We start from the raw sequence: 20,906 nt of genomic DNA, 5'->3' as shown, positions 1-20,906 counted from the left end.
TAGCCATCATTTAGCCGATCGTTCATGAACCAATGACGACGGCGCGGTCTAAACTTCACGCCTCTGCGCGTCCACTCAAAGGTACAGCCCACGTGAAATCCGCTCTTGCCCTGTTGTCCCTCCTGGCCCTGCCGGTCATGGCCGCCGAGCCGACCCTCTACGGGCGCTACGAATACATCCGCCTGCCGGAGATCGGCCAGACCTTCAAGGCCAAGATGGACACCGGCGCGCTGACCGCGTCGCTGTCGGCCAAGGACATCGAGCTGTTCAAGCGCGATGGCGAGGACTGGGTGCGCTTCCGCCTCGGCACCGCCGACGCCGACAACAAGGTCTACGAGCACAAGGTGTCGCGCATCAGCAAGATCAAGACCCGCGCCGAGGAAGACGAGGACGGTGAAGTCGCCGACCCGAGCAAGCGCCCGGTGGTCGACCTGGAGATGTGCCTGGGCAACGTCAAGCGCACGGTGGAGGTCAACCTGACCAACCGCAGCAGCTTCAACTATCCGCTGCTGATCGGTGCCAAGGCCCTGCGTGAGTTCGGCGCGGCGGTGAACCCGGCGCGGCGTTATACCGCCGACCAGCCCGACTGCTGATTGACGGAGCGGCGCGCGTCCGGCACCGTTGCGCCATTGCCCACAGTGCTCGGACGCCATGCCCCATATCCTGATAGTCGACGACGAAGCGGCGATTGCCGATACCCTGGTCTATGCCCTGCAGGGCGAGGGTTTCACCACCACCTGGCTGAACCTCGGCGGTGCCGCGGTCGAATACCAGCGCACCACGCCGGCTGATTTGCTGATCCTCGATATCGGCCTGCCGGACATCAGCGGCTTCGAGGTCTGCAAGCAACTGCGGCGCTTTACCGAGGTGCCGGTGATCTTCCTCAGTGCCCGTGACGGCGAGATCGATCGGGTGGTGGGCCTGGAGATCGGCGCCGACGACTACGTGGTCAAACCCTTCAGCCCACGCGAAGTGGCGGCGCGGGTGCGGGCGATTCTCAAGCGCGTGGTGCCCCAGGCGCCGGCCGCGGCGGCCGATGAGCGTTTCGTGGTCGATCATGAACGGGTGCAGATCAGCTATCGCGGCCAGGTCCTGAGCCTGACCCGCCATGAATTCCGCCTGCTCGCCCGCCTGCTGGAACAGCCCGAGCGGGTGTTCAGCCGCGAGCAATTGCTCGATGCCGTCGGCGTTGCAGCGGATGCCGGCTACGAGCGCAGCATCGACAGCCACATCAAGAGCCTGCGGGCCAAGCTGCGGCTGGTGGCCAGCGAGGCGGAACCGATCCAGACCCATCGCGGGCTCGGCTACAGCTACAGCCCGGGTCATAGCTGATGCCGCTGGGGCTGCGGATCTTCCTGGTGTATTTTCTGTTCGTCGGCCTGACCGGCTATTTCGTGCTGAGCACGGTGATGAAGGAAATTCGCCCCGGCGTGCGCCAGTCCACCGAAGAAACCCTGGTGGACACCGCCAACCTGCTGGCGGAAATCCTCCACGACGACGTCAAGGCCGGCACCCTCGGCCAGAGCCGCCTGCCCGAGGTGCTCAAGGCTTATGGCAAGCGCAAGCCGGCGGCGAACATCTGGGGGCTGCCGAAGAACCAGGTCAACCATCGCATCTATGTGACCGACGCCAGGGGCATCGTCCTGCTCGACTCCGCCGGGTTGGCGCTGGGGCAGGACTATTCGCGCTGGAACGATGTGTACCTGACCCTGCGCGGCGAGTATGGCGCGCGTTCGACCCGCTCCGATCCCGACGACCCGAACTCGTCGGTGATGCACGTCGGTGCGCCGATCACCGACCAGGGGCGGATCATCGGCGTGGTCACCGTGGCCAAGCCCAACAGCTCGTTGCAGCCCTATGTCGATCGCACCGAGCACCGGCTGATCCTCTGGGGGGCCGGGCTGATCGTCCTCGGCCTGCTGTTCGGCGCGCTGCTCTCCTGGTGGCTGAGTGCGGCCCTGCGCCGGCTGACCGCCTACGCCCAGGCGGTCAGCGAAGGCCGGCGCGCCGAGTTGCCGCATTATCGCGGTGGGGAAATCGAACAGTTGGCCAGCGCCGTGGAACACATGCGCACGCAACTGGAGGGCAAGGCCTACGTCGAGCGCTACGTGCACACCCTGACCCATGAACTGAAAAGTCCGCTGGCGGCGATTCGCGGTGCCGCCGAGCTGTTGCATGGCGAGATGCCGAACGCTCAGCGCGAGCGTTTCGTCGGCAACATCGAGAACGAAAGCGCACGGATGCAGCAGTTGATCGAACGGCTGTTGAACCTGGCGCTGGTGGAGCAACGCCAGGTGCTGGAAGAGCAGGTGGAGGTGCCGTTGGCGGCATTGGTCGACGAAGTGCTGCAGGCGCAGGCCGCTCGCATCCAACGGGCCGGGCTGTGCGTCGAGCAGCGGATCGCCGCCGACGTCAGCGTGTTCGGCGAACGCTTCCTGCTGCGCCAGGCCATCGGCAACCTGCTGGAAAATGCGCTGGATTTCACCCCGTCCGGTGGCGTGATCCGTTTCGTTGCCGAACGGGACCAGCAGCAGTTGCGCTTCAGCCTGTTCAACCAGGCCGAGGCGATTCCCGACTACGCCCTGCCACGCCTGAGCGAGCGCTTCTACTCGCTGCCGCGCCCGGCCAGCGGGCGCAAGAGCACCGGGCTGGGGCTCAACTTCGTCGAAGAAGTGGTGAAGTTGCACGGGGGGCAGTTCAGGATCGGCAATGTCGAGGGCGGGGTCGAGGTGACGTTGCGCCTGCCCTGAATCTCCACACAGTCTCCACATGGGCTCCATCAACGCCCCACATGGCGCCCCCAGACTCTCTCCCATTCCAATCAGGGAGAGAGACCCATGAACCGCAGTCTGGCGATAAAATTCGGGGCGATTGCCCTGTTGATGCTGTTGTTGCTGATTCCGTTGATGATGATCGACGGTCTGATCAACGAGCGGCAGTACCTGCGCGATGGCGTCCTGGAGGATATCGCCCGCAGTTCCAGCAATAGCCAGTTGATCAGCGGGCCGGTGTTGGTGGTGCCCTATCGCCAGACGGTGCGCGAGTGGACGACCGACGCCAAGGGCAAGCGTATCCAGGAGAGCAAGGAAGTCAGCGGGCGCTTGTTCATGTTGCCGGATCGTTTCGAAGTCGATGGCAAGATCCAGACCGAACGCCGTGCGCGGGGTATCTATGAAGCGCGGTTGTTTCACGCCAACAACCATATCAGCGGCACTTTCGTGTTGCCGGCGCAGTTGGGCATCGACGAGGATTTCGCCGACTACCGTTTCGACGAACCCTACCTGGCCGTCGGCATCAGCGATATCCGTGGTATCGAGAACGCGCTGACCCTGCAGTTGGGGGACCGGCAGTTGGAGTTCACGCCGGGCACCCAGGTGAGCTGGCTGGGCGATGGTGTGCATGTGACCCTGCCACGAGTCGATGGCCGGCAGCAGCAACGCCTGGATTTCGAGTTCGACCTGACGCTGCAGGGCACCGGCCAGTTGCAGGTGATTCCGGTGGGCAAGACCAGCAGCGTGCACCTGGCCGCCGACTGGCCGCATCCGAGCTTCATCGGCAACTATTTGCCGGCCCAGCGTGAAGTGACCGAACAGGGTTTCACGGCCAACTGGCAGACCTCGTTCTTCTCCACCAACCTGCACGAAGCGATGAGCAGTTGCGTGGACACCAACCGTTGCGAGTCCTTCAACGATCGCAGTTTCGGCGTGAGCCTGATCGATCCGGTGGACCAGTACCTCAAGTCCGACCGGGCGATCAAATATGCCCTGCTGTTCATTGCCCTGACGTTTGCCGGCTTCTTCCTGTTCGAAGTGCTCAAGCGCCTGTCCGTCCACCCGATCCAGTACGCCCTGGTCGGCGTGGCGCTGGCCCTGTTCTATCTGTTGCTGCTGTCGCTGTCGGAACACCTGGGCTTTGGCATGGCGTACCTGGTGTCGGCGGGGGCCTGTGTCGGCCTGATCGGTTTCTACACCTGCCATGTGTTGCGCGGCCTGGGGCATGGCCTGGGCTTCGCGGCGGCGCTGGCGGCGCTCTATGGCCTGCTGTACGGATTGTTGAGTGCCGAAGACTATGCGCTGCTGATGGGCTCGCTGCTGCTGTTCAGCCTGCTCGGGGTGTTCATGGTACTGACCCGCAAGCTTGACTGGTATGGCGTGGGGCTGGTGAAGGCCAGCGCTGGTCGGCAGGCCGCTGGCGAGGTGGTCCATGAGTAGGTCGCTGGGGTTGCGCGAGGATCAGCGGTGGGGGGCGCGGCTGGCACGATTGATCTGTGAGGGTGAATGTGGGAGTCGGCTTGCTGGCGATAGCGTTCAGTCAGACGACAACGATGCCGAATGTCGGACCGCAATCGCCAGCAAGCGGAGCGCCGCCCGGCCGTCTCCCACAGGAGGAGGGCACCCATGGATTCGCGGTTGCCCACAGGTGCAAAGGTGGTGGGAGCGGCAAGGGGCGTGATGATCACGCTGTGGCAGGTGCTCCGTTCAGTGTCGGTTCGCTCGGCACCGCCTTGATCGGCCGGGCCACGTTCCACACCAGCAGCGCGGCAACGATGTCGAAGATCGCCAGGACCACGAAGAGCGGGCTGTAGCCGACCTTGGTCACCATGATGCCCAGCAGCATGGTGAACAGGGCCGCGCCGAAGTAGCCGAACATGCCGCCGACACCGGTGGCGGTGGCCACCTCGTTCTTGCCGAAGGAGTCGGAGGTGATCGCATACAGTGCACCCGACAGGGTCTGGTGGGCAAAGCCGCCGACACAGAGCAGGGCGATGGCGGTGTACGGACTCTCCACCAGGCCGATGCAGGCCGGACCGATCATGCAACTGCAGCCGAGGAACATCACCAGCTTGCGCGAGGTGAACAGGCTGACCTTCAGGTGCTTGTGGAAGAACGGGCTCAGGTAGCCACCGAGGATGCAGCCCAGGTCGGCGGCGAGGAACGGCAGCCAGGCGAACATCGCGATTTCCTTGATGTTCATGTGCCGTTCGGTCATCAGGTACAGCGGAATCCAGGCGTTGAAGGTCTGCCAGGCCGGCTCCGAGAGAAAGCGTGCGCTGGCGATGGCGAAGAAATTGCGGCTGATGACCACCTTCTTCCAACTGGCCTTTTTCTTGCCGGTTTCCTTGAAGTGCTGTTCCTGGCCGCTGAGGATGTAGTCGCGTTCGGTGTCGCTCAGGCGTTTCTGGTCCCGCGGGTGCTTGTACAGCCAGAGCCAGGCCAGGCTCCAGACGATGCCCAGGGCGCCGACGATGATGAACGCCAGTTGCCAGCCGCTCTGCAGGATCGCCCAGACCACCAGCGGTGGTGCCAGCAGCGCGCCGAAGGAGGAGCCGATATTGAACCAGCCGATGGCGACGGAGCGTTCCTTGGCCGGGAACCACTCGGTGGTGGTCTTGACCGCTGCCGGCAGGCCGGCGGCCTCGGTGACGCCGAGCAGACCACGCACGAATGCCAGGCCCTGCCAGCCGTTGGCCAGGGCCGCCGCCGCACAGGCCAGGGACCAGGCAATGGCGAAGATCGCGAAGCCCAGTTTGGTGCCGATGGCGTCGACGATGTAGCCGGCGATCGGCTGCATCAGTGCATAGCCGATCTGCCAGGCGACGACGATATGCGAGTACTGCTCGGTGGAAACGTTCATCTCGCTCATCAGGGTCGGCGCGGCCACCGACAGCGTGTTGCGAGCCAGGTAGTTGACCATCAGGCCACAGGTGACCAGGCCGATCATCCACCAGCGGATGCCTTTGATTTTCATCACTTCACCATTGTTGTTCTTGGAGTCGAGGTGGTGCGCGGCGCCCCGTGCTCGAACGGGGAACCGATTGACAGGGGCATCAGGAGGGCGGCGAATGAGCCATCGGGGTACGGGTGGCGTGCAAGGCGCGGGGGCCTGCTGGGAAAGCGATGAGTTCGATCATTTGCGTTGACACTCTTTGAATTATTTTTATTGGAGCGAATTTGTTTCGTTGTATGTCGTCGTATGACTGTGGCCTTTATAAGGACTCTCTAGAGCGGATGTCAATTGGGATTTCAATAAAAAAGCGCTCCTGGCAGTTTCTGACCCGTGGGCGCTTTCGTTGTTGTCGTATGACTCTTCGGTCAACGGCGACGCAGCAGGGCCTGGATGCCGATCACCGCTGGAGTCCCCAGTCCCAGCCAGCTCAGCGTGTCCCACAGACCGTCGCCGAGCAGGGCGGTGAACAGGCCGGCGGCCGTGAGCACGGCGATCAGTAGCGGCATGGCGAAAACCTTCCAGACACTCGAGGCTCTCGGTTTCATCGGTTGGCCTGCGTCGTCGCGATGGCCTTGGCATGGCGGCGGATCCACCACAGGTACAGACCGCTGCCGAGCACGATGATGGTCAGCACGTCGAGCAGGGCCCAGAGGATCTTCATCGGCAGGCCGCCGTAATCACCGAAGTGCAGGGGCTGGGACATGCCCATCGCGTCCAGGTACCAGGGCCGTTCGGCCACGGCGGTGACCTGCAGGGTGCTGGCGTCGATCAGCACGGGTGTCAGCAGGTGCGAGGTGAGCTGGCTGGCGCCTTTCATGAACACCGCGTAGTGATGTTCGCTGGAGAAGCGTGTGCCGGGGAAGGCGATGAAGTCCGGCTGCATGCCGGGAGCCGCCTGCCCGGCGATCTTCAGCAGGTCGCTGGCCGGGGCGCGCCGGGTCAGCGGTGGGGCGTTGCGGTAGGGCTCGACCATGGCGGCGAGGCTTTCATTGCGCCAGGCGTCGATGATCAGGTCGGCACAGGCGCTGATCACGCCGGTGATGCCGACCACCAGGCACCAGGTCAGTGTGACGATGCCGATCAGGTTGTGCAGGTCGAGCCAGCGCAGGCGGGTGGACTTGTCCTGGCGCACGCTGGCGAACTTCAGGCGCCGCATGAACGGCAGGTACAGCACCGTGCCGGAGATGATCGCCAGCACGAACAGCACGCCCATGAACGCCAGCAGCAGCTTGCCGGGCAGCCCGGCGAACATGTCCACGTGCAGGCGCAGCAGGAACAGCGTCAGCCCACCATTGGCCGCCGGCGTTTCCAGCGCCTCGCCGGTACGCGCGTCGAGCATGAAGGAGTGCGACGAGTTGGGTTCGGTGCCGGCGGTGGCGGCCATGATCGCGATCACCCCGTTCGGGTCATCCTCGTCCCAGGCCAGGTACTGCATGGCCTCGCCGGGGCGATGGGCCTGGGCGGCCTGCACCAGTTGTTCCAGGTTCAGTTGCGGGGTGTCGGCGGGCATCTGCCGCAGCTCCGGCTCGTTGCCCAGCAGGTGGTCGATTTCATGGTGGAAGACCAACGGCAGCCCGGTCAGCGCCAGCATCAGCAGGAACAGGGTGCAGATCAGGCTGGTCCAGGTGTGGATGAAGGACCAGCGGCGGATGGTTTGGCTTTTCATGGCTTTTCCAAATGCAAAAGGGCCACGGTTGCCCGTGACCCTTGTTTCGACGCGATGAAGCTAGCGGCTTACCACTTGTAGTTCACGCTGGCGACCACGCTGCGCTGGTCACCGTAGTAGCAGTAGTAGCCGTCGCAGGTGGACAGGTATTCCTTGTCGAACAGGTTGGTGGCCTTGACCGCCACGGTGGCACCCTTGAGGGCGTTGTCGACGCGGCCCAGGTCGTAGTGAACCGAGGCGTCGAAGACCGTGTAGCCATCGGCCTTGCCGAGCCAGGTGTTGGCCTGGTCGCCGTAGGTGTTGCCGGTGTAGCGGGCGCCCGCGCCGACGCCGAAGCCATCGAGGAAGCCGCTGTGCCAGGTGTAGTCGGTCCACAGCGAGGCCTGTTGCGCGGGCATCCGTTGCAGGCGGTTGCCCTTGTAGATGCCTTTTTGCACTTCGGACTTGGACAGGGTGTAGCTGGCGATCAGCTTGAGGTTCTCGGTGACGTCGGAGGTGGCCTCCAGTTCCAGGCCCTTGACCTTCACTTCGCCGGTCTGGCTGGTGACCGGTGTGTTGCCGACCATATCGGTGACCTGCACGTTTTTCTGGGTCAGGTCATACACAGCGGCACTGAGCAGGGTGTTGCTGCCGGGTGGCTGGTATTTCACGCCCAGTTCCCACTGCTTGCCTTCGGTTGGCTTGAAGGTTTCGGTGGGCGAGGCGCTGGCGTTGCTGGTCGGCTGGAACGACTCGGCGTACGACAGGTAGGGCACCACGCCCGAGTCGAACACGTAGCTGATGGCCGCGTTGCCGGTGAAGGCCTTGTCACGCTGGGTGTTGGTCACGTCGTTCTTGTTGAAGTAGGTGGTGCCGCTGTGGACCCAGTCTTCACGCCCGCCGAGGGTCAGGCGCCATTGGTCCAGGGCCATCTGGTCCTGGATGTAGAGACCGGTCTGGTTGGTCTTCTGGTTGTAGTCATAGTAGGCGCTGGCGCGTGCCGGGCGGGTGATCGGCAACCCGTAGGTCGGGTTGTTCACGTTGATGCCGGGGGCGCTGCCGAAGATCGAGGTGTAGGTGGTATCGCTGCGCTGGTGATCCAGGCCGAGCAACAGGGTGTGGCTGATATCACCGGTGTTGAAGTTGCCCTGCAGGTTGTTGTCGAGGGCGATCTGGCCGATGTTTTCGTCGGTGCTGGTGGTGGTGCGCGAAGACAGGTTGCCCTGGTTATCCACCAGCCCATAGGGGTAGGACGTTGGAGTGATGGCCTGGAAGGACAGCTCGGATTTGGTGTAGCGCAGGTTCTGGCGGAACTGCCAGGTATCGTTGAAACGGTGTTCGAAGGCGTAGCCCAGGGAGTAGTACGTGCGGTCGTAGTATTCCCAGTTCGGGTCGCCGAGGTTCTTGTCGCGGGAGATGTCGCCGAACGGCATCTTGATCTTGGTGCCCTGAATCGGCCGGAACTGGCTGGTCATCCCGGTATCGTCGCGGGTGAACTGCGAGAGCAGGGTCAGCTTGGTATCGGCGTCGATGTTCCAGGTCAGGCTGGGGGCGATGTTGTAGCGCTTGTCATCGATCTTTTCGATCTGGGTACCGCCGTCGCGCACCACGCCGCTGAGGTTGTAGAGGAACTGGCCGTCGTCATCGATCTTGCCGGTGCTGGCGAAGTTGATCTGGCGATGGTTGTCGGTGCCGTATTGCACTTCGACCTCATGGCTGGCTTCGGCGCTGGGACGACGGCTGACCATGTCGATCAGGCCTCCGGGCGGGGTCTGGCCGTACACCGAGGAAGCCGGACCACGCAGCAGGGCAACGCGATCCAGGTTCCAGGTTTCCATTTTCGGGTTGGCGTACACGCCTTTGGGCAGTGGCAGGCCATCGAGGAACTGGGTCGGTTCGAAACCGCGAACCAGCAGCCAGTCGGCGCGGCTGTCGCTGCCGAAGCTGCTGGCGACGATGCCCGGCATGTAGCGTACGGCGTCGTCGAGGTTCTGTACGTTGCGCTGTTTCATTTGCTCGCGGGTCGCCACGGAGATCGAGCGTGGCGCTTCGAGCAGCGAGGTATCGGTCTTGGTCCCGGCCGCAGTGCGGGTAGCCACGTAGCCTTCGACCGGGCCCCAGGCGCTTTCGCCAGCGCCCTGGCCGGTGATGTTGGTTTCCGGCAGGGCCAGCGCGCCGGTGGTAACCGGGACCAGGGTATAGGTCCCGGCACTGCTCTGCACCAGTTGCAGGCCGGTGCCGTTCAGCGCGGTATGCAGCGCGGTCAGGGTGTCGAATTGGCCCTGGACCGGGGCCGAGGTCTTGCCGGCGGCCAGGGCCGGATCAAGGCTCAGGGCTACGCCCGCCTGGCTGGCGATCTGGCTCAGGACGGCGCCCAGCGGGCCGGCCGGCAGGTTGCAGGCGCGCACGCTGGAAGCCTGTTCGGCTGCCATCGGCGACGAGCTGAGCAGCGGTGTGCCGAGGGCGATGGCGGCGGCCAGGAGACTGGGGCGAAGCAGGGTATCGAGCGTGCGGAACATGGGCGGATTCCTGAATGGAAATGTTTCTCAATGCCTATGGGCCGGACGAGATTCGAAAAGTGATAGGGCTGATTGAAAATGATTTAGATTCAAATATGCGCCGCATGCCTGTAGGAACCGGCTGGCTGGCGATTGCGTTCCTCCAGGCACTTCTTCATTGCCTGACACTCCGCAATCGCCAGTCAGCCGGTTCCCACCAGGGATCTGTGCCAGGCATGGGACTTCTCTCAGCCAGAGAGGCTTGTTCAGCATCAGGGAATCTCCCACCCGTGGTGGTGTGGGGCATTCCGTGGCCGGTCAAGGGGATGATCGTTCCCGTACGGGAACGATCAGGTTTCTACATTGAGGCCTGGGACATTCAGGGCTTGGTATCGGCCTTGGCCTGCACCGTCACCCACCATTGCGTGTGTCGCTCGATCTGCACCGGCAGGGTCGGCAGCAGGGCGGTCAGCGCCAGGTCGGTATCGTGCAGCGGGAAGCTGCCGGTGATCCTCAGGTCGGCGACTTTCGGGTCGACGCCCAGGTGCCCGCGTCGGTAGCGGCCCAGCTCGTCGAGCATGTCCGCCAGGCGGACGTTGTCCACCACGAGCATGCCGCGGGTCCAGGCATCGGCGCCCGGGTCGAGAGGTTGCCGCGGGCCCAGGCGGTCATGTTGCATCAGCACCTGCTGGCCTTCCTGCAGGATCTGCTCGTTCGGTGCCGCTTCGGGACGGGCGGCCACGGCCGATTGCAGCACGCTCAGGCGTGTGCCCTGATCTTCGCGCTTGACCAGGAAGCGCGTGCCCAGCGCCCGCATGCGCCCGTCGCCGGTCTCGACGATGAACGGACGGGCGTCGCCGTGACCGGTCTCGATCAGGATCTCGCCGTCACGCAGCACGACGCGGCGGGTCTTCTCATCGAAACGCACATCCAGCGCACTGTGGGTATTGAGCTGGATGACGGTGCCATCGGCCAGGTGCAGGGTACGCTGCTCGCCGGTGGCGGTGCGCTGGTCGGCCAGCCAGTAGTCGATCGGCAGATAGCGGTTGCCGAGCAGCAGGGCCAGACCGCAGGCCAGCATCACGCTCGCCAGGCCGCTGCCGAGCCTGCGCATCCGCCGATGGGCGTTGTCACGGGATTTCAGCAGAGCGCTGCGGGCCGGTGCGCTGGTGCCGCTGAAACGCTGGTCGAGCATGCCCAACTGGCTCCAGGCCCTGGCGTGTTCCTCGTTCGCCGCGTGCCATTTCTCGAATTCGGCCTGTTCCACCGCACTGTGGCCGCTGCCTTCCAGGCACAGTTGCCAGGCAATGGCGGCATCGAGGACGCGGGCGGATACCGGTTTGTTGTTGTGCGGGTTCATGTCGGCTCGCCATACAGCGCGATGTAGCACTGGCGAATGCCCTGAGCCAGGTACTGGCGCACACGGGGCACCGACACGCCGAGCTTCTCGGCGATCTCGGCGTGGCCCAGGCCTTCGAGACGGTTGTAGAGGAAGGCCGCGCGGGCCTTGCTCGACAGTTTGCCGAGCATCCGGTCGATGGCCTTGAGGTCTTCGAGGATCAGTTGCTGTTCTTCCAGGGACGGTTGCTCGTGTTCCGGCAACCGCATCAGTTCGTTGAGGTAGGCCTGCTCCAGCGCGGCCCGGCGGAAATGGTCGAACAGCAGACCCTTGGCAATCGCTACCAGGAACGCCTTGGGTTCGCGGGGCGCCTTGAGTTCATCCCGTCCGAGCAGGCGCACGAAGGTGTCCTGGCTCAGGTCCTCGGCGCGTTGCGGGCAGGCAATGTTGCGCCGCAGCCACGCCAGCAGCCAGCTGCGATGGTCGCGATACAGGGCGCCAACAAGCTCATGGTGCGGGCTTCGGACTGACGACACGGGAGATTACCGGCAGGAAGTTTAAATTAACGAGAATTATTCGCGATTGTCTCAGGGCGCCGGGAAAGCTGCAATGGTTGCTGGTCGGATTGCCATCACCGCGCTACGTCGCTTCAGAAGGACGGCGCCTGCTGCCGTCGCTTCCACTGGCCCAGCCGCTGTTGCAGGGCCAGCGGGCTGTCCAGTTGTTGCCGGCGCGCCCGGCTGAACAGGATCAGAGCCAGTTCGGCGGTGGCCAGGGCGTCGGCGCTGGCGTGATGGCGTTCCTCGACCTGCAGCTTGAAATGGCCGATCCAGTCATCCAGACCGGCCTCCCGGAAGTGCGCCTGGGGGCACAACAACGGGGCGAGGTCGGCGACATCGAGAAACGGGTGCTGCAGGCGATAGCCCAGGCTTTCCTTCAGGGCGCGGCAGAGCATGTGCTGGTCGAACGGTGCATGGAAAGCCAGCAGCGGGCTGTCACCGACGAACGTCATGAAGTCCAGCAGCGCCTCGACCGGGTCGCTGCCGGCGGCCAGCGCGCTGGGCCCCAGGCCGTGGATCAGCACGCTGGGGCTGACGGTCCGTTCGGTGCGCTGCAAGGTGCGCTCGAACGACTGGCCCAGATCGATGGCGCCATCCTCGATCGCCACCGCGCCAATCGAGATCACCTGGTCGCGGTTCAGGTTGAGCCCGGTGGTTTCCAGGTCGACCACGACCCAGCGCTGTTCGCGCAGCGGGCATTCGCGCAACGGTGCCGCGATGGGTAACCGTTGCAGGCGCTGCAACTGCCCGGCATCGAGTTGCGGCGCGTTGGCCTTGAACCAGGAGAACAGTTTCATAGCTGATACCGCAGGGCCAGGCTGGCCTGCAGGCGCTGGGCCTGGCGCAGCGACTCGCGCAGGATGCGCCGGTCCAGGTGGTTGAGGCTCTCCGGGTCGACCCGGTTGGAGTAAGGCTGGTTGCCGCGGGTCTGCAATTGGTGCTGCTGCATGCGGGTCTGCTGGATGAAGTGATAGGCCTCTTCATAGGCGGCGCCGTCGAGCGGGTCGATCACCTCACGGGCGACCAGTTCCTGCAGGCGCTCCAGGGTATTGTTGGCCTCGATGCCGTTGGCCAGGGCCAGCAGGCGGGCACCGTCGACGAAGGGGGTCAGGCCCTGGATCTTCAGGTCTAGCGTAGCCTTGTCATGTCCCTTGCGGCTGAGCACGAACTCGCGGAAGCGCCCCACTGGCGGGCGGTTGCGCAAGGCGTTCTCGGCCATCATGCGCTGGAACAGGCGGTTGTCGGCGACCTGGGCAAGGATGCCCTGGCGCAGTTGCTGGCAGGCCTGTTCCTCACCCCAGACCACCCGCAGGTCGAAATAGATGCTCGAACCCAGCAGGTTCTCCGGGGTGGCCTCGCGGATGAAGGCGGCGAAGCGCCGGGCCCACTCGGCGCGGGACAGGCAGAGTTCGGGGTTGCCGGCCATGATGTTGCCCTTGCACAGGGTGAAGCCGCACAGGGCCAGGCTCTGGTTGATCTGCTGGGCCAGCGGCAGCAGCTTGCCGCGGATCTCGGCGGCGTGGGCGGCGTCGCGGGCCTCGAAGAGGATGCCGTTGTCCTGGTCGGTGTGCAGGGTCTGCTCGCGGCGCCCTTCGCTGCCGAAGCACAGCCAACTGAACGGAACGCCGGGGTCGCCACGCTCGGCCAGGGTCAGTTCGATCACCCGGCAAACGGTGTGGTCGTTGAGCAGGGTGATGATGTGGGTGATCTGGGTCGAGGAGGCACCGTGGGCGAGCATGCGTTCGACCAGTTGGCCGATCTCGCCGCGGATCGCCACCAGGTTTTCCACCCGGGCCGCCGTGCGAATGGTGCGGGCCAGATGCACCAGGTCGACCCGTTGCAGGGAAAACAGGTCGCGCTCGGAGACCACGCCACATAGCCGCTGGTCCTTCACCAGACAGACATGGGCGATATGCCGCTGGGTCATGGCGATCGCCGCGTCGAAGGCGCTGTGCTCCGGGCTCAGGGCGAAGGGCGCCTGGGTCATGTAGCGGTCGATGCCCTGGTTGAAGTCGCTGATGCCATCGGCGACCACCTGGCGCAGGTCGCGCAAGGTGAAGATGCCCAGCGGGGCCTTGTGCTCGTCGACCACCACGATGCTGCCGACCTGCTGCTCGTGCATCAGGCCGACGGCTTCGCGCAAGGGGGTGAGCGGGCCGCAGGTGACCGGATGGCGCATGGCCAATTCGCCGAGGCGGCTATTGAGCGAGTACTGGGTGCCGAGGGTTTCCACGGCTTTCTGCTGGACCTGCTGGTTGACCTGGTCCAGCAGACTGCTGACACAGCGCAGGGCAAAATTGCGGAAGCAGTCGGACAGCGAGAACAGCTTGATGAACGCCGGCTTGTTCAGTTGCAGGCAGAAGGTGTCTTCGCCCGCCAGGTGCTCGGTGCGGGTCGCGCGTTCGCCCAGCAGGGCGGCGAGGGGGAAGCATTCGCCGGTGGCGATTTCGAAGACGGTCTGGGTTCCGCCCTTGGCCGTGTGCGGCCGTTCGCCGACGATGCGTCCCTGCTTGACGATGTAGAAGTGCTCCACCGGGCCGTCGGCGGGTTTGATGATGCTCTCGCCCTGGCTGTAGAAGCGTAACTGGCACTGCTCGACCAGATAGGCCAGGTGGGCGTGCTCCATCTGGTTGAAGGGAGGGAACCGTTGCAGGAACTGCATGGTGCCGTGGATGTTCTGCAACACCGCGGTTTTCCCTGCCTGGGTGAAGGCATCCGCTTTGCTCATAACCGCTATCGCTGTTGTCCGTTGTTGTTATCGGTTTCTGTCGCGAGCTGTCGCTGCTTCCCCCATGGTCGGACGCTTGTTGGTGGGTGCCCATTGGACGTAAGTCTAGGGTCCTTAGGAAATATGCCTGATCTCTGCCTGGCCAGCACTGGAGTGGCCCCAGCAGTTTGGGAAATAACCTACAGTTAACTCGTCGCGTTCTTGATGCTGAACCTCTTGGAAAACTTTCCGACGAAGTGCACATTGAGTAGCTGTAGAGCGATGTCTGAGCACAGTGCCAGGGTATTTGAATGGCCAAGGGAAGCCAGAGAAGCGTATGACCGACCACGATATTTTGAGCGATGCCGAGCGTGAGGCATTACTTCAGGTGATGCATGCTCCCCAGTTGCCAGCGCAGCGTGTGCTGATCGTCGATGACGATCGGGACGCCCGCGAGCTGTTGTCGGAGATTTTTGCCATCAATGGGATCAATTGCCTGAGCGCCGCCAGCGGCAGTGCGGCGTTCGAGTTGCTGCAGGAAAATCGTTCCATCGGCCTGATGATCACCGACCTGCGCATGGCCGATGATGGCCTGGACCTGATCCGCAAGGTGCGCAGCTCGGAGCGCGCGGCGCTGCCGATCATCATCGTGTCCGGCAATGCCCAGGTGCGTGATGCCATCGATGCCATGCACCTGAGCGTGGTGGATTTCCTGCTCAAACCGATCAATGCCGATCACCTGTTGAAGCTGGCCCGGCGCGAGCTGGGCATGGTGGCCTGATCGAGAGGGCCGGTAACAACCGGGAACGGCCCCCACCCTGGCGAGCACTGAAATGTAAAAGCCCCGACCGTTTCGGCCAGGGCTTTTTCGTTGCGCTGCGGCGCGATTACAGGCCGTTGCGGGCCTTGAACTCGCGGCGACGACGATGCAGCACCGGCTCGGTGTAGCCGTTCGGCTGTTTGGTGCCCTCGATCACCAACTCGACCGCCGCCTGGAAGGCGATGTTGTTGTCGAAGTCCGGGGCCAGCGGCCGGTACAGCGCGTCGCCGGCGTTCTGCCGGTCAACCACCGGCGCCATGCGCTTGAGGCTTTCGAGCACCTGGGCCTCGGTGACGATGCCGTGGCGCAGCCAGTTGGCGATGTGCTGGCTGGAGATGCGCAGGGTCGCGCGGTCTTCCATCAGCCCGACGTCGTTGATGTCCGGCACTTTCGAGCAGCCGACGCCCTGGTCGATCCAGCGCACCACATAGCCGAGGATGCCCTGGGCGTTGTTGTCCAGTTCGTTGCGGATCTCTTCGGCCGACCAGTCGGTGTTGCTCGCCAGCGGGATGCTCAGGATGTCGTCCACCGATGCCCGGGCGCGCTTGGCCAGTTCGGCCTGGCGGGCGAACACGTCGACCTTGTGGTAGTGCAACGCGTGCAGCGCGGCAGCGGTCGGCGATGGAACCCAGGCGGTGTTGGCACCGGCCAGCGGGTGGGCGATCTTCTGCTCGAGCATCGCCGCCATCAGGTCGGGCATGGCCCACATGCCCTTGCCGATCTGCGCACGCCCCTGCAGGCCGGTACTCAGGCCGATGTCGACGTTCCAGTTCTCGTAGGCGCCGATCCATTTCTCCGCCTTCATGGCCGCCTTGCGCACCATCGCGCCGGCTTCCATGGAGGTGTGGATTTCGTCGCCGGTACGGTCGAGGAAGCCGGTGTTGATGAACACCACGCGCTCGCTGGCGGCCTTGATGCAGGCCTTGAGGTTGACCGTGGTACGACGCTCCTCGTCCATGATGCCGACCTTGAGGGTGTTGCGCGGCAGGTTCAGCACCTCCTCGATGCGCCCGAACAGCTCGTTGGTGAACGCCACTTCCTCGGGGCCGTGCATCTTCGGCTTGACGATGTAGATCGAGCCGGTGCGGCTGTTGCGGCGCACGGTATTGCCGTTGAGGTTGTGGATCGCCGCGAGGCTGGTGACCAGGCCGTCGAGGATGCCTTCGGGCACTTCGTTGCCGTGGCTGTCGAGGATCGCGTCGATGGTCATCAGGTGACCGACGTTGCGCACGAACAGCAGCGAGCGGCCATGCAGGCTCAACTCGCTGCCATCGAGAGCGGTGTAGCGGCGGTCGGCGTTCATGGTGCGGGTGAAGGTGGTGCCGCCCTTGGCGACTTCTTCCGCCAGGTCGCCCTTCATCAGGCCGAGCCAGTTGCGGTAGATCACTACCTTGTCGTCGGCATCGACGGCGGCAACCGAGTCTTCGCAGTCCATGATGGTGGTCAGGGCGGCTTCCATCAGCACGTCCTTCACGCCGGCGGCATCGGTCTGGCCGATGGGGCTTGCGGCGTCGATCTGGATCTCGAAGTGCAGGCCGTTGTTCTTCAGCAGGATCGCGGTCGGCTTGGCGGCATCGCCCTGGAAACCGATCAGTTGGGCATCGTTGCGCAGGCCGCTGTTGCTGCCACCCTTGAGGGCGACCACCAGCTTGCCGGCGACAATGCTGTAGCCGGTGGAGTCGACGTGGGAGCCGGCTGCCAGCGGTGCGGCTTCATCGAGGAAGGCGCGGGCGAAGGCGATGACCTTGTCGCCGCGAACCTTGTTGTAGCCCTTGCCCTTTTCCGCGCCGCCGGCTTCGCTGATGGCGTCGGTACCGTACAGGGCGTCATACAGCGAACCCCAGCGGGCGTTCGAGGCGTTGAGGGCGAAACGGGCGTTCATCACCGGCACCACCAACTGCGGGCCGGCGGTGCGGGCGATCTCGTCGTCGACATTCTGGGTAGTGGCCTGGAAATCCGCCGCTTCTGGCAGCAGGTAGCCAATGTCTTGCAGGAAGGCTTTGTAAGCCACGGCATCGTGAGCCTGGCCGGCTCTCGACTGGTGCCAGGCATCGATACGGGCCTGGAAATCATCGCGTTTGGCGAGTAGGGCTTTGTTCTTCGGCGCCAGGTCGTGGATGACCTTGTCGGCACCGGCCCAGAACTGGTCCGCGGTCAGACCGGTGCCGGGAATGGCTTCGTTGTTCACGAAGTCGAACAGGACTCTGGCGACCCGAAGGCCACCGACTTGAACGTGTTCAGTCATTGCTTGCCTCACTCTGCTCAGCTATTCAGCTCTTCTATTTAAAGCCTTGCGTGCTTCTCTAAACACAGTACCAGAACATGCCCTCGCGGACGGCTGGGCTGGCCCCGCCGAGCTTGGCCGGCAGGGCTCTCCGTGATTTCACAGGCACTCGGGCGAACATCCATCCAAGATTATGTAGTGCGCGCCGGGGCATACTACATGATGCGTTGCGGTTGTGAAAATCAGACTAAATACGTCGTTCTGCGACCAATCGGTTCTGTCCGGTCACGCAGCAGACATTGATGTTCTCAAGAAATGCATGGGTTGTTCCATAAAAATATGAAAATAGTACACAATTTGTTGCGTGCGATTCCGCCTCCCTGGCGGGTATTGCGGGGAATGGAGGTCCAGGCCGTCGCCCGGGTCATTGCCTATACTGGAGCGATGAACTGCCAGAGGGCTGCCCCGTGGACCATCTCGTACTGACTGTATTCGCCCCGGACAAGGCCGGCCAGGTCGAACGGATCGCCCAATGCATCGCCGCCCACGGTGGCAACTGGCTGGAAAGCCGGCTGTCGCGTCTGGCCGGACAGTTCGCCGGGATCCTGCGCATCGGCGTACCGGCCGAGGCCCACGATGAATTGATCGAGGCCCTGCGGGCACTGTCCAGCCAGGGCATCCGCGTGCTGATCGCCGAAAGCGGCATCGAGCAGTCCTGCACCTGGAAACCCATTGCCATGGAACTGGTGGGCAATGACCGCCCCGGCATCGTCCGTGATATCACCCGCCTGCTCAGCGAGCAGGGCGTCAATCTCGAACGCTTGGTGACCGACGTACGTCCGGCGCCGATGAGCAGCGAGCCGCTGTTTCACGCCGAGGCGATCCTGGCGGTGCCGCTGACCCTGTCCCTGGATGGCCTGCAGACCAGCCTGGAAGCCCTGGCCGACGACCTGATGGTGGAACTGGTGCTGCGCAGCGAAGGCTGAACCGGTTTATCCAAGTTAACCGGGGACGGGCCTGTGGATAAGCTGGGGAGACACGGCGCCCGCCCAGGCGGGCCGGGGGCTGTCGAGATTTGAGCAAAAAACGAGCAGTTTCAAGGGCTTGTGCACAAACGGCGTGGACCGGCTTGTGGATAACCTTGGGATGGAAGCCTACAGCCCTTACCGGTCGTGACTTGCAGGATTCTGTACGTTTTCTGATCAAGCGCGTTTGCGCAGGCTCAGCCAGATATCCACGCTGTAGACCACCAGGCCCGCCCAGATGAACATGAAGGCGGTCAGGGTGCTGGAGGACAGGTGCTCGTCGAACAGCAGCACGGCTTCCAGCAAGACCAGCGTCGGCGCCAGGTACTGCAGGAAGCCCAGGGTGGTGTAGGGCAGGTGGCGGGCGGCGGCGTTGAAGCTGATCAGGGGTACCAGCGTGACCGGGCCGGCGGCCACCAGCCACCAGGATTGAGGGTCACTCCAGAATTCGAGCTGGGCGCTGCTCGCCGCCGGATGCAACAGCAGCCAGCCGAGTGCCAGCGGCACCAGCATCCAGGTTTCCACCACCAGGCCGGGCAGTGCCTGGACCGGCGCCTGCTTGCGGATCAGACCGTAGAAGCCGAAGGTCAGCGCCAGTACCAGCGAGACCCAGGGCAGGCTGCCGACCTGCCAGACCTGCTGGGCCACGCCGATGGCCGCCAGGCCCACCGCGACCCATTGCAGGCGACGCAGCCGCTCACCGAGCAGCAACATGCCCAGCAGCACGTTGACCAGCGGGTTGATGTAGTAGCCGAGGCTGGCCTCGAGCATGCGCCCGTTGTTCACCGACCAGACATAGGTCAGCCAGTTGGCCGCGATCAGCGTGCCGCTCAGGGCCAGGATCGCCAGGCGGCGCGGGTTTTCGCGCAGTTCGCGCCACCAGCCCGGATGTTTCCAGGCAACCAGCAGCAGGCTGCCGAACAGGGCCGACCAGAGGACGCGGTGGATGATGATCTCCACTGCGGGCACGGCGGCGATGATCTTGAAGTAGATCGGGAACAGGCCCCAGATGATGTAGGCGGTAAGGCCGAGGATGTACCCGCGGCGCGGGTTGGCGGCTTGCATGCAAAGTCCTTGCTTGGGCTGCTGACAGAGGAGCGATTGTAAGGAGATTTATCGAGTTGTGGTGCTCCAACACGGCTCCATCGTGGGAGCGAGCTTGCCCGCGATAGCGTCGTGGCATTCAGCGAGGGTGCCGGCTGATGCGCCACGTTCGCGAGCAGGCTCGCTCCCACAGGAATCTCGGATTGCTTGTCCGGAGGTCGATCAGAAGAGTTTCAGCGGTTCTTCATTCAGCGCCGCAAGCTGTTCGCGCAACGCCAGGACCTGGTCGCCCCAGTAGCGTTCGCTGCCGAACCACGGAAAGCTGCGTGGAAACGCCGGGTCATCCCAGCGCCGCGCCAGCCAGGCGCTGTAGTGCATCAGGCGCAGGGCGCGCAGCGGTTCGATCAGCGCCAGTTCGCGGGGCTCGAAGTCGTGGAACTCGCTGTAGCCCTCGATCAGTTCCGACAGTTGACCGAGGCATTCCTGGCGGTCGCCGGCAAGCATCATCCACAGGTCCTGGACAGCGGGGCCCATGCGGCAGTCGTCGAGATCGACGATGTGGAACACCTCGTCGCGACACATCATGTTGCCGGGGTGGCAGTCACCGTGCAGGCGGATGTCGCGGTGCGGGGTTTCGCGATAGATCTGTTCCACCCGCTTGAGCAGGTCACGGGCCACCGACTCGTAGGCCGGCAGCAGGCTGCCGGGAATGAAATTGCCTTCGAGCAGGGTGGCCAGGGCGTCATGGCCGAAGTTCTGCACGCCGAGGGCTTCACGGTGCTCGAACGGGCGGCTGGCGCCGACCGCATGCAGGCGGCCCAGCAGTTGGCCCAGGCGGTAGAGCTGATCGAGATTGCCCGGCTCCGGGGCCCGCCCGCCGCGCCGTGGGAACAGGGCGAAGCGGAAACCCTGGTGTTCGAACAGGCTTGCGCCGTCGTGCTGCAGTGGGGCGACCACCGGCACTTCGCAGTCGGCGAGTTCGAAGGTGAAGCGGTGTTCCTCGAGGATCGCGGCGTCGGTCCAGCGCTGTGGGCGATAGAACTTGGCGATCAGCGGCTCGCTGTCTTCGATGCCGATCTGGTAGACGCGGTTTTCGTAGCTGTTGAGTGCCAGGACCCGGGCGTCGCTGAGAAAGCCGAGGCTTTCCACGGCGTCTAGGACCAGGTCGGGGGTGAGGGTATCAAACGGGTGGGACATGTTGGCTCCTGCGGGCGGCATGCGGCCGCGTCCGGCCAGGCATCTTAGCGCACGAGGAGCAGGAAAGGTGATCGAGTCCTGTGGCGAGCGGGCTTGCCCGCGCTGGGGCGCGGAGCGCCC

The 20,906-nt window shown here is 64.1% G+C and carries 17 protein-coding genes; 6 read left to right on the top strand and 11 right to left on the bottom strand.

Annotated elements, in window-relative coordinates:
• Nucleotides 1–92 precede the first annotated feature (92 nt).
• The 4 genes from K675_RS0108430 (at nucleotide 93) to creD (ending at nucleotide 4,211) form a co-directional block, all read left to right on the top strand.
• Nucleotides 93–593 carry an ATP-dependent zinc protease family protein gene (locus tag K675_RS0108430; RefSeq protein WP_017903075.1) on the top strand — a complete coding sequence of 167 codons (501 nt, stop codon included), beginning with the start codon at nucleotides 93–95 and terminating at the stop codon, nucleotides 591–593.
• Nucleotides 594–651: 58 nt separating this feature from the next.
• Nucleotides 652–1,332, top strand: coding sequence for a two-component system response regulator CreB (gene creB / locus K675_RS0108425; RefSeq protein WP_017903074.1), 681 nt, complete (start codon nucleotides 652–654; stop codon nucleotides 1,330–1,332).
• Entirely contained in the window at nucleotides 1,332–2,750 is a 1,419-nt protein-coding gene (gene creC, locus K675_RS0108420; protein ID WP_017903073.1) for a two-component system sensor histidine kinase CreC, read from the top strand. The genes creB and creC overlap by 1 nt, the downstream gene beginning before the upstream one ends.
• Before the next feature lie 87 nt (nucleotides 2,751–2,837).
• Nucleotides 2,838–4,211 carry a cell envelope integrity protein CreD gene (creD, locus tag K675_RS0108415; protein ID WP_017903072.1) on the top strand — a complete coding sequence of 458 codons (1,374 nt, stop codon included), beginning with the start codon at nucleotides 2,838–2,840 and terminating at the stop codon, nucleotides 4,209–4,211.
• A 244-nt stretch (nucleotides 4,212–4,455) separates the two neighbouring features.
• Here creD and K675_RS0108410 read toward each other — a convergent pair whose 3' ends face one another.
• The 8 genes from K675_RS0108410 to K675_RS0108375 all read right to left on the bottom strand — a co-directional run bounded on the left by K675_RS0108410 (nucleotide 4,456) and on the right by K675_RS0108375 (nucleotide 14,497).
• A complete protein-coding gene (locus tag K675_RS0108410; protein WP_017903071.1) occupies nucleotides 4,456–5,748 on the bottom strand; it encodes an MFS transporter in 1,293 nt (430 codons plus the stop codon).
• A gap of 344 nt (nucleotides 5,749–6,092) precedes the next feature.
• Nucleotides 6,093–6,272 (bottom strand): hypothetical protein, encoded by a 180-nt coding sequence (locus K675_RS0108405; RefSeq protein WP_026145034.1) that lies wholly within the window; start codon nucleotides 6,270–6,272, stop codon nucleotides 6,093–6,095.
• On the bottom strand, nucleotides 6,269–7,393 hold the full coding sequence (locus tag K675_RS0108400; protein WP_017903069.1) for a PepSY-associated TM helix domain-containing protein: 1,125 nt from the start codon (nucleotides 7,391–7,393) through the stop codon (nucleotides 6,269–6,271). The genes K675_RS0108405 and K675_RS0108400 overlap by 4 nt, the downstream gene beginning before the upstream one ends.
• 68 nt (nucleotides 7,394–7,461) lie before the next feature.
• The gene (locus K675_RS0108395; RefSeq protein WP_017903068.1) at nucleotides 7,462–9,891 is read right to left on the bottom strand and encodes a TonB-dependent siderophore receptor; all 2,430 of its coding nucleotides are present in this window, start codon (nucleotides 9,889–9,891) and stop codon (nucleotides 7,462–7,464) included.
• Between the two features lie 358 nt (nucleotides 9,892–10,249).
• The gene (locus K675_RS0108390) at nucleotides 10,250–11,230 is read right to left on the bottom strand and encodes a FecR family protein (protein WP_017903067.1); all 981 of its coding nucleotides are present in this window, start codon (nucleotides 11,228–11,230) and stop codon (nucleotides 10,250–10,252) included.
• A complete protein-coding gene (locus K675_RS0108385; RefSeq protein WP_017903066.1) occupies nucleotides 11,227–11,745 on the bottom strand; it encodes an RNA polymerase sigma factor in 519 nt (172 codons plus the stop codon). The genes K675_RS0108390 and K675_RS0108385 overlap by 4 nt, the downstream gene beginning before the upstream one ends.
• A 113-nt stretch (nucleotides 11,746–11,858) precedes the next feature.
• Entirely contained in the window at nucleotides 11,859–12,566 is a 708-nt protein-coding gene (locus K675_RS0108380; RefSeq protein WP_017903065.1) for a 3'-5' exonuclease, read from the bottom strand.
• On the bottom strand, nucleotides 12,563–14,497 hold the full coding sequence (locus K675_RS0108375) for a putative nucleotidyltransferase substrate binding domain-containing protein (protein ID WP_017903064.1): 1,935 nt from the start codon (nucleotides 14,495–14,497) through the stop codon (nucleotides 12,563–12,565). Before K675_RS0108375 ends, K675_RS0108380 begins: the two co-directional genes overlap by 4 nt.
• A 316-nt stretch (nucleotides 14,498–14,813) precedes the next feature.
• Here K675_RS0108375 and K675_RS0108370 point away from each other — a divergent pair, with 316 nt between their 5' ends.
• Nucleotides 14,814–15,257: a response regulator gene (locus K675_RS0108370; RefSeq protein ID WP_017903063.1), complete on the top strand. Its 444-nt coding sequence runs from the start codon at nucleotides 14,814–14,816 to the stop codon at nucleotides 15,255–15,257.
• Between the two features lie 106 nt (nucleotides 15,258–15,363).
• Here K675_RS0108370 and K675_RS0108365 read toward each other — a convergent pair whose 3' ends face one another.
• Nucleotides 15,364–17,541, bottom strand: coding sequence for a malate synthase G (locus K675_RS0108365; protein ID WP_017903062.1), 2,178 nt, complete (start codon nucleotides 17,539–17,541; stop codon nucleotides 15,364–15,366).
• Between the two features lie 446 nt (nucleotides 17,542–17,987).
• Between K675_RS0108365 and K675_RS0108360 the strand changes: the two genes are divergently transcribed.
• Nucleotides 17,988–18,506 (top strand): glycine cleavage system protein R, encoded by a 519-nt coding sequence (locus tag K675_RS0108360; protein WP_017903061.1) that lies wholly within the window; start codon nucleotides 17,988–17,990, stop codon nucleotides 18,504–18,506.
• A gap of 216 nt (nucleotides 18,507–18,722) precedes the next feature.
• On the opposite strand, the gene rarD is transcribed toward K675_RS0108360, so the two are convergent.
• The gene (gene rarD, locus K675_RS0108355; RefSeq protein ID WP_017903060.1) at nucleotides 18,723–19,610 is read right to left on the bottom strand and encodes an EamA family transporter RarD; all 888 of its coding nucleotides are present in this window, start codon (nucleotides 19,608–19,610) and stop codon (nucleotides 18,723–18,725) included.
• A 201-nt stretch (nucleotides 19,611–19,811) separates the two neighbouring features.
• A complete protein-coding gene (locus K675_RS0108350; RefSeq protein WP_017903059.1) occupies nucleotides 19,812–20,786 on the bottom strand; it encodes a serine/threonine protein kinase in 975 nt (324 codons plus the stop codon).
• Nucleotides 20,787–20,906: the final 120 nt, after the last annotated feature.

It is taken from the genome of Pseudomonas fuscovaginae SE-1, from assembly GCF_000364705.1.
Taxonomy (GTDB): Bacteria; Pseudomonadota; Gammaproteobacteria; order Pseudomonadales; family Pseudomonadaceae; genus Aquipseudomonas; species Aquipseudomonas fuscovaginae_A.
Note: the sequence above shows the minus strand (reverse complement) of the source record. Positions and strands in the feature narration are given on the sequence as shown.